This is a genomic window from Lederbergia sp. NSJ-179 (genome assembly GCF_022867885.1).
Classification (GTDB): Bacteria; Bacillota; Bacilli; order Bacillales; family Bacillaceae_C; genus Lederbergia.
On sequence record NZ_JALIFP010000009.1, the window covers coordinates 127,064 to 143,109 of the forward strand.

The 16,046-nt window shown below is 38.3% G+C and carries 15 protein-coding genes and 4 pseudogenes; 3 read left to right on the plus strand and 16 right to left on the minus strand.

Translation table 11 applies throughout. The features are described from left to right. Window positions 1-223: 223 nt before the first annotated feature. From MUB24_RS09470 to MUB24_RS23245, 3 genes are all read right to left on the minus strand, one after another. Window positions 224-643 (minus strand): type II toxin-antitoxin system VapC family toxin, encoded by a 420-nt coding sequence (locus MUB24_RS09470; RefSeq protein WP_244703397.1) that lies wholly within the window; start codon window positions 641-643, stop codon window positions 224-226. After that, a complete protein-coding gene (locus tag MUB24_RS09475) occupies window positions 630-899 on the minus strand; it encodes a ribbon-helix-helix protein, CopG family (protein WP_244703399.1) in 270 nt (89 codons plus the stop codon). The genes MUB24_RS09470 and MUB24_RS09475 overlap by 14 nt, the downstream gene beginning before the upstream one ends. 216 nt (window positions 900-1,115) lie before the next feature. Then, window positions 1,116-1,241: a hypothetical protein gene (locus MUB24_RS23245; protein ID WP_280516935.1), complete on the minus strand. Its 126-nt coding sequence runs from the start codon at window positions 1,239-1,241 to the stop codon at window positions 1,116-1,118. Window positions 1,242-1,385: 144 nt separating this feature from the next. Here MUB24_RS23245 and MUB24_RS09480 point away from each other — a divergent pair. Then, a pseudogene (locus MUB24_RS09480) lies at window positions 1,386-1,736 on the plus strand (SAM-dependent methyltransferase); the annotation flags it as partial. Window positions 1,737-1,794: 58 nt separating this feature from the next. On the opposite strand, the pseudogene MUB24_RS09485 reads toward MUB24_RS09480, so the two are convergent. The 13 genes and pseudogenes from MUB24_RS09485 to MUB24_RS09545 form a co-directional block, all read right to left on the minus strand. Further along, window positions 1,795-2,172: pseudogene (locus tag MUB24_RS09485) on the minus strand (IS4 family transposase); the annotation flags it as partial. Window positions 2,173-2,457: 285 nt separating this feature from the next. Next, window positions 2,458-4,163, minus strand: a pseudogene (locus MUB24_RS09490) (IS1634 family transposase). A 237-nt stretch (window positions 4,164-4,400) separates the two neighbouring features. After that, on the minus strand, window positions 4,401-5,396 hold the full coding sequence (locus MUB24_RS09495; protein ID WP_244703403.1) for an ABC transporter ATP-binding protein: 996 nt from the start codon (window positions 5,394-5,396) through the stop codon (window positions 4,401-4,403). Next, window positions 5,377-6,399: an ABC transporter ATP-binding protein gene (locus MUB24_RS09500; RefSeq protein ID WP_244703405.1), complete on the minus strand. Its 1,023-nt coding sequence runs from the start codon at window positions 6,397-6,399 to the stop codon at window positions 5,377-5,379. Before MUB24_RS09500 ends, MUB24_RS09495 begins: the two co-directional genes overlap by 20 nt. A 17-nt stretch (window positions 6,400-6,416) precedes the next feature. Further along, the gene (locus MUB24_RS09505; protein ID WP_244703407.1) at window positions 6,417-7,346 is read right to left on the minus strand and encodes an ABC transporter permease; all 930 of its coding nucleotides are present in this window, start codon (window positions 7,344-7,346) and stop codon (window positions 6,417-6,419) included. Continuing rightward, window positions 7,346-8,275: an ABC transporter permease gene (locus MUB24_RS09510; RefSeq protein WP_244703409.1), complete on the minus strand. Its 930-nt coding sequence runs from the start codon at window positions 8,273-8,275 to the stop codon at window positions 7,346-7,348. Before MUB24_RS09510 ends, MUB24_RS09505 begins: the two co-directional genes overlap by 1 nt. Window positions 8,276-8,473: 198 nt before the next feature. After that, window positions 8,474-10,171, minus strand: a complete 1,698-nt coding sequence (locus MUB24_RS09515; protein WP_244703411.1) for a peptide ABC transporter substrate-binding protein — start codon at window positions 10,169-10,171, stop codon at window positions 8,474-8,476. Window positions 10,172-10,250: 79 nt separating this feature from the next. Further along, window positions 10,251-10,574: an ATP-binding cassette domain-containing protein gene (locus MUB24_RS23630; protein ID WP_396426721.1), complete on the minus strand. Its 324-nt coding sequence runs from the start codon at window positions 10,572-10,574 to the stop codon at window positions 10,251-10,253. A 157-nt stretch (window positions 10,575-10,731) separates the two neighbouring features. Further along, on the minus strand, window positions 10,732-10,869 hold the full coding sequence (locus tag MUB24_RS09525) for a hypothetical protein (protein ID WP_244703413.1): 138 nt from the start codon (window positions 10,867-10,869) through the stop codon (window positions 10,732-10,734). Then, complete coding sequence (locus tag MUB24_RS09530; protein WP_244703415.1) at window positions 10,866-11,696, minus strand: carbohydrate ABC transporter permease; 831 nt, start codon at window positions 11,694-11,696, stop codon at window positions 10,866-10,868. The genes MUB24_RS09525 and MUB24_RS09530 overlap by 4 nt, the downstream gene beginning before the upstream one ends. A 1-nt stretch (window position 11,697) precedes the next feature. After that, entirely contained in the window at window positions 11,698-12,642 is a 945-nt protein-coding gene (locus MUB24_RS09535; RefSeq protein ID WP_396426723.1) for a carbohydrate ABC transporter permease, read from the minus strand. Window positions 12,643-12,716: 74 nt separating this feature from the next. Beyond that, window positions 12,717-14,096 carry an ABC transporter substrate-binding protein gene (locus MUB24_RS09540; RefSeq protein WP_244703416.1) on the minus strand — a complete coding sequence of 460 codons (1,380 nt, stop codon included), beginning with the start codon at window positions 14,094-14,096 and terminating at the stop codon, window positions 12,717-12,719. 538 nt (window positions 14,097-14,634) lie between these two features. Then, the gene (locus MUB24_RS09545; RefSeq protein ID WP_396426722.1) at window positions 14,635-14,877 is read right to left on the minus strand and encodes a hypothetical protein; all 243 of its coding nucleotides are present in this window, start codon (window positions 14,875-14,877) and stop codon (window positions 14,635-14,637) included. A gap of 105 nt (window positions 14,878-14,982) precedes the next feature. Here MUB24_RS09545 and MUB24_RS09550 point away from each other — a divergent pair, with 105 nt between their 5' ends. Both MUB24_RS09550 and MUB24_RS09555 read left to right on the plus strand, forming a co-directional pair. Then, window positions 14,983-15,237 carry a hypothetical protein gene (locus MUB24_RS09550; RefSeq protein ID WP_244703418.1) on the plus strand — a complete coding sequence of 85 codons (255 nt, stop codon included), beginning with the start codon at window positions 14,983-14,985 and terminating at the stop codon, window positions 15,235-15,237. A 582-nt stretch (window positions 15,238-15,819) separates the two neighbouring features. Continuing rightward, window positions 15,820-16,046 (plus strand): annotated as a pseudogene (locus tag MUB24_RS09555) (DDE transposase); the annotation flags it as partial.

Sequence of the window (16,046 nt, forward strand, 5' to 3'; positions counted from 1 at the left end):
CATTCGTACGATTTTTCATTCCGAAATTCCTTTTATCATTAAATCATAATGGAGACAGGATCTTTTCGCAAAATATTTTTTCTCTCCTTGTGGGATAGCTTATTTTGTCATGCCATTCTCTATAACCTTCTCTCACCATCTTTTTCCTCTTTTTTGCTTTCATTTTCGCCATCATGATACTCCTTTTTGCGTCATTGATGGATTTTTTAAAAAACTTTTGTTCTCAAGGAACTATTTCAAATTTCAAAAGATAAAAATGGCGGTCAAATCCAAAGACTTTTTGTATTTGTTCCGTCTTCATAATGGCCATGCTGACAGCATCAACATAAGACAATTTCTGGTCAGGAAAATCTTTCAGCAATTGTTCTGCCAATTGTAATGTCTCGTTATGATCCAAGATGATGTTTAAAGTACCATTCTGTTTGGATTTTTCTATTATCCCAAGAAACTGGTTAGCATAAGAAACCCCCGCACGATACCGTAACCAAGTATATGTCTCAGCAATGACATAACTTGAGGAAACCCGTTTAACCGAGAAGTCAAGACTTTTCAAGAAACTGCTTGCACGTTCATGAAACTGATCTTTTTCTTGTATTAGTGCAATCCAAGCCCCGGTATCGATAAACAATTTATCTTGTTTCATGGGTATCCTCATTCTTCTTCAAATAAATATCTTGGTCATGGTTTGTAGAACCATCACAGGTTTCATTTTTTACCATTCCAATCAGTTCCAAGATCGGATCGTCCAATTCCTTTTTATTTTCCGTTAGATAATGATTTATAGCCTCTCTAATAATTTGTGCTTCTGTCTTATTCTGTCGAGCAGATAATAATTTAATTTGTTCATTCTGTTTAGGCTCTAAATAGATTTGTTTTCTAATTTTTATTTCATCTTTCATTCCCGCCACCTCATATACATTATACAAAACCAAAATGATGTATACAATGGTTTTCCCTCTATTTGACGATGATTTCACGTGAAACAAAATGGCGGATTCTCCTTTTGATCGCCTGCAACATTTTTACATACACAAGGGATGATTGGGATACGAAAGCACACTTTCTTGGCAGCGCCCTAAAATTTGGGGCGGTTGAGATTCTCCACATGATTTGACTCATTTTACGGCCATCTCATTATAAAGTGTTGGAATTCCCGTTCCTTCTGCCAGCCTTGGAGCAGCTCCATTTATATAATTTCCGGTGCCAGCGCTTTCTGCCTTAAAAATGGCTTCCTTTCTCATACCAATATATTCACTCAATATCGCAGAGCGTGTATTTTTGTATTGTACTTTCCAGTTTAAGAAAATGTTAAGAATCTACCTCTATATTTTTTAAGGAATTCTATTTAAACTATAATTATCTTTTATGACTGCGGGGAGATATGTATGCGACCTATTACATTTTTAAAAGAATATATGAAACATCCAAAATATACTGTGGCAATTGCACCTAGTTCTAACAGATTATCGAAACAAATGGTTGATGCTGTTAACTTTGAAAAAGCAGAATGTATTGTTGAATTAGGACCAGGAACAGGTCCTTTTATAAGAGAGATTGTACGGAGAAAAAAAGCACAAACAATTTTAATCCTAATTTAAATTAATGAGATCTTTTTCAAAAAGCTTCAGAAAGACTATCGTGAAGATTCAAGTGTAGTTGTCATACATGGGCCTGCCGAAAATATTCAAAAATATATATATGGGTTAAACATAAAAAAAGTTGATTATATACTCAACTTTAGCACCCTAAAGATAGCTCTCAACCCTTGATATATTTGGATGTAACATAGTTTGACTATGCTACGTTTGCTATAAATTCCTGGTTACCCAGAAAAGGTTTCTTTAAAAATCTGGGTAACTTGTTAAAGAGTTGGTCGATGATGGATTGTACTCTTTCTTCCGAAAGGACAGGTTCTTCTAAAAGAGTGGATTTTAACAAATCTAAAATCAACATAAAGGCTTGTGCAAAGTGAAGGTCTTCCATTTCATCACAGCACAAATAAAAGAGCTGTCCAATCGTTTTTGGATCCTCTTCTTCCCGTGAGCTCATGGCAAGCATGATATATCGTGCGAAAACAACAGTGGTATGGGCGACCAACGCATCGTAACTGCGTGATTGAAACTCCTTCGCCAAACGAAGGTGGGATTTGACCACCTTGAAAAAACACTCGATTTCCCTTATCCAAACCTTTATAAAATCCAAACTTTTTCATTAGACCTACTGATTTTACTGGGATTTTAATGAAAAAGGTTTGGATTTTATTTTGTAATATATATGATTATTCTAAGGAGGTAATCATATATCTCACATTTCGCACTTGATGAGCAGACAATCTGAATTTTTAAATTACTACCGTCTTAGTGAAGGAACTTCTATGTACTTTTGTTGATTAACGAGGATTCTCTCCATTTTTCTCTGTTATTCGACATGTTCTGAATGCTTCTGCAGAATTTCTACTTATTCATTTGATTTCTCTACAGGATTCGACACGTATATGGCCATATCGTAGCCACATAATTCTACAATCCGCTTCGTTTGGTCATTCAAATTGTCCGGTAAGAACCGCAATACCTTTCCGTTTTGCTTTATTAAAATGACCCGAACTTCATCTAATTGCTCAAGGAGTGCTTTTCCAGTTGGGGCAAAAAGTTTCCTTTTTCCTTTTAAAATCAGTGCTTCCGTTTCTGCCTTCATCTCACTTCGGACACGGTATTCAAGCATACCGTATATCAGCAACGCCATGACATAAACGATTCCAATGGCCTGAATTCTTTCCGGTGTCTTTAGAAAAACGGCATCTATCATCTGCTGATCTTTTAACAGGCGAAAGCGTGTTTCTGCGGCCGATTGCCCTTTATACGTTTTAAGAATATCAAGGTCTGATACCTTTCCACGGTCAAGCTCATTCGTCATTAAAACAAATGTGCTAAGGAGACGACGTTTATTTTCAATGGCTTCTTGATCTTGTCTGAGTTCCACTAGATGAATCTTATACACCGTTTTCGTTTCTACTTTTTCTTCTTTTTTAGGACGACCTCTTCTCTTTCGTTTAACAGTTTCTTCCTCGGTAGAGATCGCTAGTTCATAATGATGGAGGGATACTTTGTGTTCCTGTTCAAAACTTATCTTTGCCTCTTCTGCATCAGCCTCACAGTGGAAAGCTGTTTTTTGTAGGTTTTCAATGGCCTTGCGTAATTCTTTAGCCTCTTTTTCAATGGCACCTTCTAGGCGCTTCGCTTTTTGTTTGTCCAGTTGACTGGAATGGACAACCTCAAACCGATAGGTTTGTTCCTCTATTTTCTCTTCAAAGACTTGGAATCGATACTCGGCAGCGTCTTTTTTATCTACTAGTTTTCCAATCTGCTTCCATGAATTATCCCTCCAGGCTTTTGTCTTTAATTCCTCACTTAATCCAAAGGTGTCTGGAAGACGGGATAGAAAGGTGAGAGAAAAGGCGTGTAGATCCTTTAGATTCTCCGTGATTACGGCAGAATCTGCTTGATACAAAATGTTCTCCCATTCTTCCTCATTTAGAACTTCACGAAGCTTTTGGATGAATTCCATGTTCCACTTCTTATCAGACGTATTTCCATCTTCCACGTTCGCTAAGATGGGAATGCGTTCAGGTGTAACACTCATTCCCAATACGATTTGCTTTAAATCGGGACGTCGTTGTTTACTATAACCATACGTAATATCTAGTTTTGATTCTGAATGAGAGTCGGACCCTGTTTCTAATTCTTTCTTATAATCACCATAAACGGAAATGGAGGTCGTATCATTGTGTAGGGTACCAAGCGAAAGATTAAGCTCTTTAAGAGCAGATAACGCAACGCTCGTGTATACCTTCCATGGAGTAGCCTCATATAAATAATCTAGTGCACGACCTAGTGAATCATCGTTAAAATGATCTTTGGTTACACCAGTGCCAAATAATAGTTCTACGTCTAGTTTTTCATATGTTTCATGTCTTTATAGAGTGGGTTTCCCTTACATAAGATATTGATGATCAAAGCCTTTATGCGTGTACCAGGTGATAACCCGCAACGTGCCTTATCCCAAGTAACTTGTTCATTAATAATCTCTTCTAAATGAATCTCATCACAAAACTTAGCGATCAACTGTGATGGACCTACATCAAGAGTAAGAATTTGATCTGTCATCTGTCTACTCCTTGTATAAACATAGTTCATAACTATGTTTTCTACAAAGGAGGACAAAATCCTCTAAAAAAAATGATTCGTTTGATTTCACTCACGTGCGAAATGTGAGATTTATAATAAAGTTTGAAAAAATTACTTTTTGAAAAAATAAAGCAATCTTCTTTGCTGGAGTGCTAGACCAAACACCAGCCAATTTTTATTCGATACCTTTTGAAAAAAGGAGCATTGTGAGCTCCTTCAAACTTTATATAAATGACACGCAGTAAAATGTCCCGGCTTTACTTCTTGCCATTTAGGCTCTACCTTTGAACATATCTCCATCGCGGCCGGGCAGCGGGTTCGGAATACACAGCCACTCGGAGGTGCAATGGGACTTGGTACATCTCCTTTTAAGATGATTCGTTCTCGATTAATTTCGGGATCTGGGATGGGGACGGCTGAGAGCAATGCCTGTGTATAAGGATGCAAAGGATTAACATATAGGCTTTCACTATCAGTCAGTTCGACCATTTTTCCAAGATACATCACAAGAATACGATCAGAAATATACTTGACCATCGATAAATCATGGGCAATAAATAAATAGGTCAGCCCCATCTTCTCTTGAAGTTCCTTTAGTAAATTTACGACTTGCGCCTGAATGGAAACATCGAGGGCAGAAATGGGCTCATCACAGACAATAAATTTTGGATCTAATGCAAGAGCGCGGGCAATGCCTATTCGTTGACGCTGACCTCCACTAAATTCATGTGGAAAACGGCTCATATGATCTGGATTTAATCCGACTAACTTTAATAATTCTTTAATGCGCTCTTTTCTCTTTTTACCACTTAATGTTCGATGGATGGCAAAAGGCTCTCCAATGATTTCCTCAACCGTCATCCTTGGATTTAAGGAGGCATAAGGGTCCTGGAAAATCATTTGAACTTCTCTGCGTATTTTGACCATTTCCCTTTGCTTATACGAAAAAATATTTTTGCCATTATATAAAACTTCCCCTTCAGTAGGTTCATATAAGCGGATCATCGTTCTTCCCGCCGTTGACTTTCCGCACCCACTTTCGCCTACTAAGCCGACTGTCTCCCCAGGAAATATATCTAATGTCAATCCGTCAACCGCTTTTAATTGCTGACGATTGATCGCAAAGTATTTTTTTAAATCTTTTACTTGTATGAAAGGGGTTTGAGAATCATTTACTTTTGTTGGATTATTTTCAGATAATTGTATTGGCATTCGCCTTCCCCCTTCCATCCACTTTCTTGGCCATTGGATGCTGAAGCCAACAAGCAGCAAATTGACTAGGATGTACTTCTTCAAGCGGTGGATTATGATGTTTACAAACATTCATTGCATATTCACATCTCGCAAAAAATGGGCATCCTTTTGGAGGATCCACTAAATCCGGAGGGGTGCCGATAATGGGAGCGAGTGGTTGGTTCTTATCCCTATTTAGCTTCGGAATCGATTTCAGCAATCCTTCTGTATAGGGGTGCTGTGGCTTTTTATACAAGTCTCGTACCGTTGCTGTTTCCACTACTTGTCCAGCGTACATCACGACTACCCGATCACACATTTCCGCTACAACCCCTAAATCGTGAGTGATTAAGATGATCGATGTTCCCGTTTTTTTCTGAATCTCTTTCATAAGTTCCAATATTTGTGCTTGTATCGTTACATCGAGGGCAGTAGTTGGTTCATCTGCAATTAACAAGCGGGGACTACAAGCCAAAGCCATCGCAATCATCGCCCTCTGCCTCATGCCTCCTGAATATTCATGAGGATATTGGTCCATTCTTTTTGCTGGTTGAGGGATTCCCACAAGTTCCAACATCTTTAATGCTTGATCAAAAGCTCCTTTTCTGCTCATCTTATTATGGCGGAGAATAGTCTCGATAATTTGGTTTCCAACTTTACTCGTTGGATTAAGAGAAGTCATTGGGTCTTGAAATATCATACTAATTTGCTTTCCGCGAATTCTTTGCATCTCTTTTTCGGAGCTTTCCAATAGGTTTCTACCATTAAATTGGATGGATCCTTGTTTATAGCGAACGGACGAGGTCGGCAAGAGCTTCATAATTGATTTTGCCGTCACACTTTTTCCGCAGCCAGATTCGCCTACAATTCCAATCGTTTCCCCTTCTTTCACGTCGAAGTTCACTCCACGAACCGCCTTCACTTCTCCACTATAAGTTTGAAATGATACATGCAAATCTTTTACGCCCAGCAATTTCTCCATTTCCACTTAACCCCTCTCTAATTCCGCAATCTCGGATCGAGGGCATCTCGCAGTCCGTCACCGAACACATTAAATGCCAACATCGTTAGTGAGATTAGTATGGCCGGAATATAAAGTTGATACAAATTCCCAATATGAATACTGCCAATCGCATCATTAACCAAGGTTCCCCAACTTGACTGAGGAGGCTGCACTCCCAACCCAAGATAACTCAATGTCGCTTCCGCAAAAATAGCTGTCGGTACAGTAAGGGTAAGGTTTACAAGGATAGGACCAAGCGTATTCGGAATCATATGCTTTCTTAAAACCCATCCCATATTGGCTCCCATTGCATTGGCTGCATGAACAAATTCCAATTCTTTTAATTGTAGAACTTGTCCGCGGACAAGCCGTGCCATTGGAATCCAACCTGTAATCGACATCGCAATGATAATAGGCCAAATCCCTCTTTTCATCGCAATCATAACTAAAATAACCATTAATAAATAAGGAATCGCATATAATACTTCCGCAATCCGCATCATGATATTATCGGTACGCCCGCCCTTTATGGCGGAAATTCCCCCATATACAACGCCAACGACGAAATCAATGAACGCCGCCATAAAGCCAATAAATAATGAAATTCTCGCTCCATACCATGCTCTCGTAAATAAATCACGTCCTGACGTATCGGTGCCAAACCAATGCTCCGCATTCGGTTTAAGATTTTTCTTCGTAAAGTCTTGTTCGTAATACGTGTATCCATTTAAATATGGGCCGATGATCGCCATGATCAGTAGTAGAATAATAATGACCAGTCCAAACATGGCTAGTTTATTTGTTTTCAATCTTCGCCAGGCATCAGCCCAGTAGGACATAGATGGGCGTACAATTTTTTCGGCTTCTTTAAAATTTTCCGCGACCGGTTGAAACATGTCCTCTGTTAGCTTCAATTGTTTTTCCATCAGATGTTCTCCTTTGCAATTTTAATTCTCGGATCGATCCACGTATAGGCAACATCAACAATAAAGATCAGGAAAATCAAAATGGCACTATAGAAAACAGTTGCCCCTAAAATGATGGAATAGTCGCGATTGAAGATACTTTTAACAAACATTTCTCCCATACCAGGAATCCCAAAAATATGCTCAATAATGAAACTGCCTGTAACAAGGTTCGCCGTCGTAATCCCTAATACGGTTACGACTGGCAGAATCGCATTTCTGATCGCATGCTTCATAATAATCATGCTTCTAGCGAGACCTTTCGCTTTTGCAGTTAGAATATAATCCTGATTCATGACCTCTAACATGCTCGATCTCATAAGCCTGGCAAGATAGGCAGTGGGCATCATTGCAAGTGAGATGGATGGTAAAATGGTATGAGCCCATGATTTCCATGTTGCAACCGGAAGGACCCCTAAGTAAACGGCAAAGTATTGAATGAGGAAGGTGGCAAGAATAAAGCTAGGAACTGATATACCGATGATGGCAATGACCATCGAAAGATAGTCTGGCCAGCGGTTATGATTGAGCGCTGCAATGACACCTAATAGTAAGCCGAAGGTTATGGCGATGATAAGCGCCTGCAAGCCAAGATGAAGGGAGACAGGAAATCCTTTTTTAATAAAATCATTGACTGTGAGAGTCTTCGATTTCATAGAAGGACCAAAGTCTAATTGAAGCAATGATTTTAAATACAATCCATATTGGACAATTTCGGGTTTGTCCAAATTGTAATGTTTCTGCAAGTTGTTATAAATAGCAGGAGGCATCGGACCCTCCTTGGCAAAAGGATTTCCAGGGATGATTTTCATGATGATAAACGTAATCGTCATAATCACCCATAATGTAATAATCGCCCATAATAAGCGTTTTAATGTATACTTCAGCATGACTAATCACCTCTTTCCACGAAGTACGTATCCATGTCGGTTATACATATTGACAAAATACTGAACTCTTCAATAATCCATGTCTAGCAATTTCACATAACTTTTTTCCATGCAAGAGTTGTCACTGAAAAATCCGGGTATGTCGCTCCCTGTGACATACCCTTCATTTTTCAAGCATTGACTCGTACAACATTCCTTCTATTTTTCAATATCAGCGTAAATAAATTGCGGATAACGATTAATTGGTGTAAAGATCCCTTTCACATGTGGTTTAACTGTAAATGGCTTCGTATAGAAATAAATGGGAATAATGGGCATTTCATCCATCAAAATTTCCTCCGCTTTATGCATGGCTTCCATTCTTACTTTTTGATCCATAGATGTTTTGGCACTATCAATTTGCTTGTCATATTCAGCGTTACTCCAGTTGGCATCATTAAATGGACCATCTGTTACCCAAAGGTCGGCGAAAGTCATAGGGTCTACATAATCACCCGACCAACCTCCACGAGAAATTTCATAATCTCCGGCTTTTTCACGGTCAAGCTTTACTTGGAATTCCACATTTTCAAGATTTACAGTGAGGTCTAAGTTTTTACGCCACATCTCCTGCGCAGCTTCTGCAATTTTCTTATGACCCTCAGATGTATTATAAAGGATGGTGAATTCAGGCATTTCTTCCATACCTTCCTCCTGAAGTCCCTCAGCTAATAATTTCTTCGCTTCTTCTATATCTTCTTTAAAGAGGTCCCCAGAATTTTCTTGGAAATCCCCACTTACATCATTGATTCCCGGTGGAATAATGCCAAAAGCGGGCTTCTGTCCACCTTGTGCAACATGCTCTGTAATCGTATTCCGTTCAATTGCCATAGAAAGAGCTTTTCTCACTTTTACGTTATTAAACGGTTTTACATCATTATTCAAGTTATAGTAATAGACTGAAAAGTCAGGGCCATTATTGAATTCAGGATTACCGGAATCTACTAGCTGTCCTTGTACATCTTGTGGAAGCGGATAGACGAGATCCAACTCGTCGGCTTGATACATTTGCCATGCTGTGTCTTCATTATCAATCATGACAAACTGTACTTCGTCTAACTTAATTTTATCGTTATCATAATAATTTTCGTTTTTCTCTAATTTCATACTGTCATTATGATTCCATTCAGTCAGCTTAAAGGCTCCGTTCGATACATAACTCGATGCTTCATGTGACCAATCTGGATTAGCTTCCTGCACTTTTTTGTTTACCGGATAATACGTGTAGAAGGAAGTTAAATCAAGGAAATAAGGTGTTGGTTGCGCTAATTTTACTTCAAGCGTCTTTTCGTCTACTGCTTTCACGCCCACCTTTGCTTCCAATTCTTCATACTTTGATTCATCTTCGGAACTGTTATACTCCTCAGCTCCTTCAAGATAATATAGCTGATAGGCATAATCGGAAGCACTTTTAGGATTAAGCGCAAATTTCCATGCATATTCAAAATCTTCTGCTGTTACCGGATCTCTATTCGACCACAGCACGTTATCTTTTAAATGGAATGTCCACGTAAGATTGTCATCACTAACATCCCATGTTTCAGCCATACCATCTACAATTTCGCCTTCAGGAGTTTTCTTCGTCAAACCTTCAAAGGCATGTTCCAAAATCCATGAGTCATGTGTACCTTGTGCCAATCCTGGATGTAGAACACCGGGTTCTTCTTTGTTATTCAGATGCAAAATTTTCCTTTCCGACTCTTGTTCAGACTCTGTTCCTTCTTTCGCGTTTTTTTCGCCTTCATCCTCTTTTGGAGCAGGGTCCGCTTGATCATCAGTTTGTCCACTAAAACAGCCGCTAAGCACCAACACAAATGCAAGCATCACTGAAACTAAGGACCATCGTGATGGTTTCAAATTAATCCCCCTTTATTCATTTTTTATCCAAAAAATATCTTTCTCTCCCATTCTATGATGTTACGATCCATTTAATTTCTTATTTCGAGTAATTTAAAATTTTGTATGCGTCAGGTTCAGTTTCGAGGATAATCAAAAGCGATAGGCCCCATTCGTCACGCAGCCTGCGGAATAAATTTCGCATAACTTGAATGCCTTCCGGATCTAAGCCATTTACGGGTTCATCCAATAATAGCAATTCAGGTCGGGTAGAGATCGCCCGCGCAATCCCGAGCCGCTGCCTCATGGCAAACGAGAATTGTTTTACAGGCTTGCCATTAACCCTCAATAAGTGGTGATGAAATTTCGGATAGAAAGGAGGGTGGTGGAGAAGGGATTTATTGATTGGGGAAATTTGGATCATTCAGTCTATATTCAGTTCACATCGGCTGCTTATGACGTACCATGGAGCTACTGGTAAGTAATCGAAACAATGATAAGCTATACAATTTGATTCACACCTAAAGATAATAAGACATTGCTCAAGTAGTTTTTGGAGCAATGTCTTATAGTTGGAAGGGCTATCCAATTTTTCGTATACTTTCTTTTGTAGGTGAGCTTGTGAAGTCTGTTAAATGAATCGAGATTTCAAATAGAATTTGAACTCGTTCTTCATTAAAACCAAAGGAGTTTCGTTCATTAATGTGTTTTTTTATCATCCTTTATTTCCACCTGTAATACTAATCCCTTGGATAAAATATCTTTGACCAAAGAAAAAGATAACTATTGCAGGCAAAATCATAATGGTAGAGCCAGCCATCATTAAGTTCCAATCGGAAGAATACGACCCTCTTAATTGAAGTAATCCCAAGGCCAATGTGTATTTGGATTCGTCATTGAGATAAATGAGTGGTCCGAAAAAGTCATTCCATACAGCCATAAAAGTGAAAAAGCCAATCACCAATAATGCAGGTTTAACAAGGGGTAGCATTATTTTTGTAAAGATTTGGAAATAATTGGCGCCATCTAAAATGGCCGCTTCATCTAATTCTTTAGGAATGTTCAAGAAAAATTGTCGCATTAAAAAAATATTAAATCCCCCTCCACCAAAAAATGCTGGAAATACTAAGGGCCAAAAGGTATCGACTCCTCCAATTTCTGACCACATTAAAAAGGTTGGAATCATAGTTACGGCACTTGGTAACATCATTGTACCGATAATGATCGCAAACCAGATATCTCTTCCCGGAAATCTTAATCTTGCGAAAGCATACCCACACATACAACAAGTAGATATGGTCCCAATTAAAACGGGAACCATAATAATCATCGTATTCTTAAAATATAAACCAAAATCGATAATGTCAAAGACATCCTTATAATTATGCCATTGAAAAGTTTCTGGTAAGATTTTCGGTGGGAAAATAAAGATCTCGGTTGTGGTCATCAACGAGCTCCGAAGCAACCATAAAAAAGGGATAAACGAGATTAACGCCCCAATCACTAATAGAATAAACGCAGGATATTTCTTTAATCTATTTACCATATTATTTTCCACCTCCGTAGTAAACCCATGATTTCGAGCTTCTAAATATTAATAATGTGAAAATGCCAATGATAACAAACAAAATCCACGCAAGTGCACTTGCATAACCAAAATCATTTTGTTGGAAAGCAGTTCTATAAATTAATAAAACATAAAACAAAGTAGAATTATTAGGCCCACCTTCCGTCATAATGTATGCCTGTGTGAAGGCTTGAAATGAACCAATTAGTCCCATGATTAAATTGAAAAAAATAATAGGAGTTAAAGAGGGGATGGTGACATATCGCAGCTTATGCCACCCGTTTCCACCATCTATTTCCACCGCTTCATGTAAATCTTTTGGAACATCTTGTAAGCCCGCCAAAAAGATCAACGCAGTTCCCCCTAACCCCCACACGCTCATTAGTATAAGTGAAGGAATAGCTGTTTTCTCATCATAAATCCACATTGATGGCGGCAAATGAAGGAATTTTAAAATTGTATTAAACAAACCAAAGTCAGGATTAAAAAGCCATACCCACAAAATATTAGAGGCAACTGCAGGGACAAGGACAGGCAAATAATAAATTGTCCTAAAAAAGGCCTGTCCTTTTACCTTCATATTCATCAATAGCGCCACAAATAATGCAGCAACTAAGGTGAAAAAGGTACTCCCAAACGCGAAATAGAACGTGACAATAATCGATTTTTTAAAAAAGATATCATTGACAAAAATCTCACGAAAATTATCAAGACCAATCCAATTAAAGGATCCGAGAGCCGTCCAATCAGTAAAACTTAGGACAAAACTAGCTATCAATGGAAAAACTGTCCAGATTAGGATGCCAAGAATGGCCGGCATGGCAAACACATATCCGAAAATGGCTTCCTGTTTTTTTATACTCATTAATTTGTTTTTTCGTTTGGACGGCTTGATTTTTGATAACTTTACTGTTTTATTTTCCATTTCCAAGAGAAATCACCATCCCTCTGTATGTTTTTTCGATTCGTTTTCGCTCTTTACGAAATCCACTGACGGCATTACTCTTCGTATTCTGCATACTCATATTTATCGCCGAATTCCTTTTTCAGTTTTGGTAAAATATCATTTAGAATCACATCTTTGGCAGTCTTTTGATTATTCCAGATTTGATCTAAACCAGGATTAATAATCGTTGAAGCCTTCGATCGATCACTCCAATAATAGTTCGGGTTTTGGACAACATGATTTAATCCCCAGTCAATAACGGCTTCTTTATACTCCTCTGGATGTATCTCTGTATCGGTCCATTTTTTTATCAGTTCTTCATCTGTATACCAGGATTCTTCATTCGGCATCCACAACCCCCCTTGAATCAAGGGCAAACTATTTTTGGGATCCATAATAAATGTCAAAAATGTCTTTGTTTCCTCCCAATGTGCCTTTGTATTATCCGTATTAAAGACGACAATCGGTGTTCCGGTCGTCAGTGTGACCGCCCTTTTCATCTTCGGTAAAACTCCTATTCCTAAGTCCAATGATTTTTCTTTCTTTGCTTTTCCAAGTTCTTGCATTGCCCATTGGCCATCTATATTCATTGCAACCCTGCCAGTCAATAATGCGGTATCTGTTGATGGGAGGGTTGATAATTGGGATGGCTTTGGCATAACGTTTTCAACGTACATTAAATCTTGAATCGCTTGCAATGCATCAATAGTATTCTTACTCCCCAGCAAAATGGTTTTTCCATCTTCAGAAATGATACCGCCTTCATTCAAAATTAAAAAGTTTTCATAGAAGTAAGTGAAATTACTAACACCATATGTCTCAATATTTTTAGCATCAAATCCAGGTTCACCTGGGTGATTCCCTTTACGGTCAACTGTAAATTTCCGTGCAACTTCGATAAATTCTTCCCATGTCCAAGCATCATCTGCTTTTGTAGGAGGATAGTCTACACCTTGCTCATCGAAAAATTTCTTATTGTAATAGATGTTATTCGTCTCGTTGGCAACACTTGATCCAGCAATAGGTCCGTCTTCTTCAAACTGAAAAATGGAATAAGGCAGTTTATTCCCAATCTCTCCGGATTCATAAAGCTCAGAGACATCCTTGATTCGACCATTTTCTAGCCATGCCGGTATGCTGCCTTCTGGAAAATAGCCGAAATCTGGTAATTTATTCGATGCAGCCTGTGATGTCAGTTTTTCAATATAACCCTCATTGACCTGCTGTGCTTTCACCTGAATATCATCATGTTGTTCATTAAAGGTCTTAATCAACGCCTCAACTGATTCTTTTTCAAGCGGCCCGCCCCAATATGTCATCGTCAAAGAAACAGCCTTTTCTTTTCCTCCTGTCTCCGATCCACTACATCCCGCTATAAATAAAGCCGATAGCACAATCCCCATGATCACAAGGAACTGTCGAATAAATCTCATCAATTACTCCCCCTATTAAACAAATTTTTACTCATTCATCTTTTTTACTCTATTTCATCACCCAAACTCTCATCTTATCTGGTTTTCAATGTGCCTTCACTATGTGTCGCCATGGATTCGATTACTGTTCTATTAAATCTCAGCCACCTTTCTTTTCTCTTTGTTATGATTACTTGCATTTTTCATGCCAAAAGAATGGATAGAATATACTATCCATGGCAACTTTTCTAAAGAATAGAATTTTTTATATAAATCTTTTTTCATTGGGAGAAATAATACCAGAGAAAGGAAAAATTTTTTACACATAAATCTTTTTATTCTAAACTCCTTGACAGCTCATTTTTCAATCCTTTTTTTTACACTTTCATAAGTGTAAAAAAAAGAAAGGAGTGTAGTCATTTTTCCTACACTCTCTTACAACAAATCTCAGCTTTTTACGTTCGTATATACATTTTTATTGACCATCCGTATACCGAAAATCCGCCTAACTCTTCCTTGAGGATGGGCTTGGAATTTTACAGTTACATGACTCTTATCTTCATAAATTTCTGGAGGAATAAGTTCGGAAAGTATTTGTTTTTCCTTGTACAGGCTGAATCCATCCAGATAATGATTTTCCTTCGGGGATAAATACAGGTGTATACAAAAAATCAGTTACTTCCGGGTCACCCAACGGGCCCAATTCCCCGGCAAGGACGAGCGGTCCATACATAATGGCGACCCGCTTCGGATTATCTGGCATCCTTTCGAGACGTAATGTCATCGGAATCTTAATTTCCACTCTGTCATTGTTGTTCCAAACTCGTTCAATCTCGATAAAACTTCCAGGTTGGGCATCCGTTTCATAATTTTCATCGTTTATTTTGATTAATATTGTTTAGAAGAGGTGGATAATGGAACGAATCCGCCTGGAATTATTTTGCCTAAACACTCCGAATTAAATGCTGAGTATGAGGAATATCTTCTTGTGGGCATCGTCGTCATAATAGGAGAAGCTATGAGAATGGATGAAGGTGAATGGAAAAACACACTTTATCGTCCTGTAGAGGATGAGACAAAAGCAATACAAATGAAAGCAATTCCATATTATGCATGGTGCAATCGTGATCCCGGCGAAACGTTAGTAGGGATGAATGGATGATTAAACAAGGTTAAAAGGCATTGATATACCAGTAATTGAATAAATAATGGTTACTTCGAAACAACCGATTACTACTTTTTTGGCATATAAAACAACTTGGCGCTTGCCAAGCTGTTTTATATGCTTGTTTTACTAAGAATCCTGTAGATTTTCCTTAACCTGTGGATTTTCAAAAATATATTTATACTGCCATCTGCCTGTTCCTACGAAACAATTTTAGCCTTTCTTCCTGAAACTTAATAAATAGTATCACGGGAAATAGTGTGACGATAAAATAAGGGTGAAAGAAATCCCCCAGCTTTAGCTTGCCCCTTTTTCATCCTTAATTCTAATTTCTTCCTTTTCCGTAAGTTCTCGTGAGGTAATTGCGATGTCTCACACCTCAAGTGAGACAAGGGGTTAAGGAGAGACCAGAATTTATTTTCCCCCAAAATGAGACGGTATAATGCACTTTTAAGAGATGGGAATGGAAAAAATGTCGAAAAACCACCCCAAAAAATAAGAAAACAGATGAAACCTTGCCCTATAAGGTTTAAAATAGTTAGTAACCAAAAAACCATTAAACCGAGGGGGTTCATCTGTATGGCTATTATACCACAAATGAATTTGTTTTCGTGGACAGATTTAGAAGAATTAGGAGATTTAGATCGTTTACGTTTGGTAATGGAATATCTGCCCGATGATAAACTGATGAAAATTCTAGAAAAGGAACGCCGAAATGGTCGTGATGACTATCCTATTCGTGCCGTCTGGAATACCATTTTAGCTGGTGTTGTATTTGAGCATGATTCTACGGAGTCACTCCGACG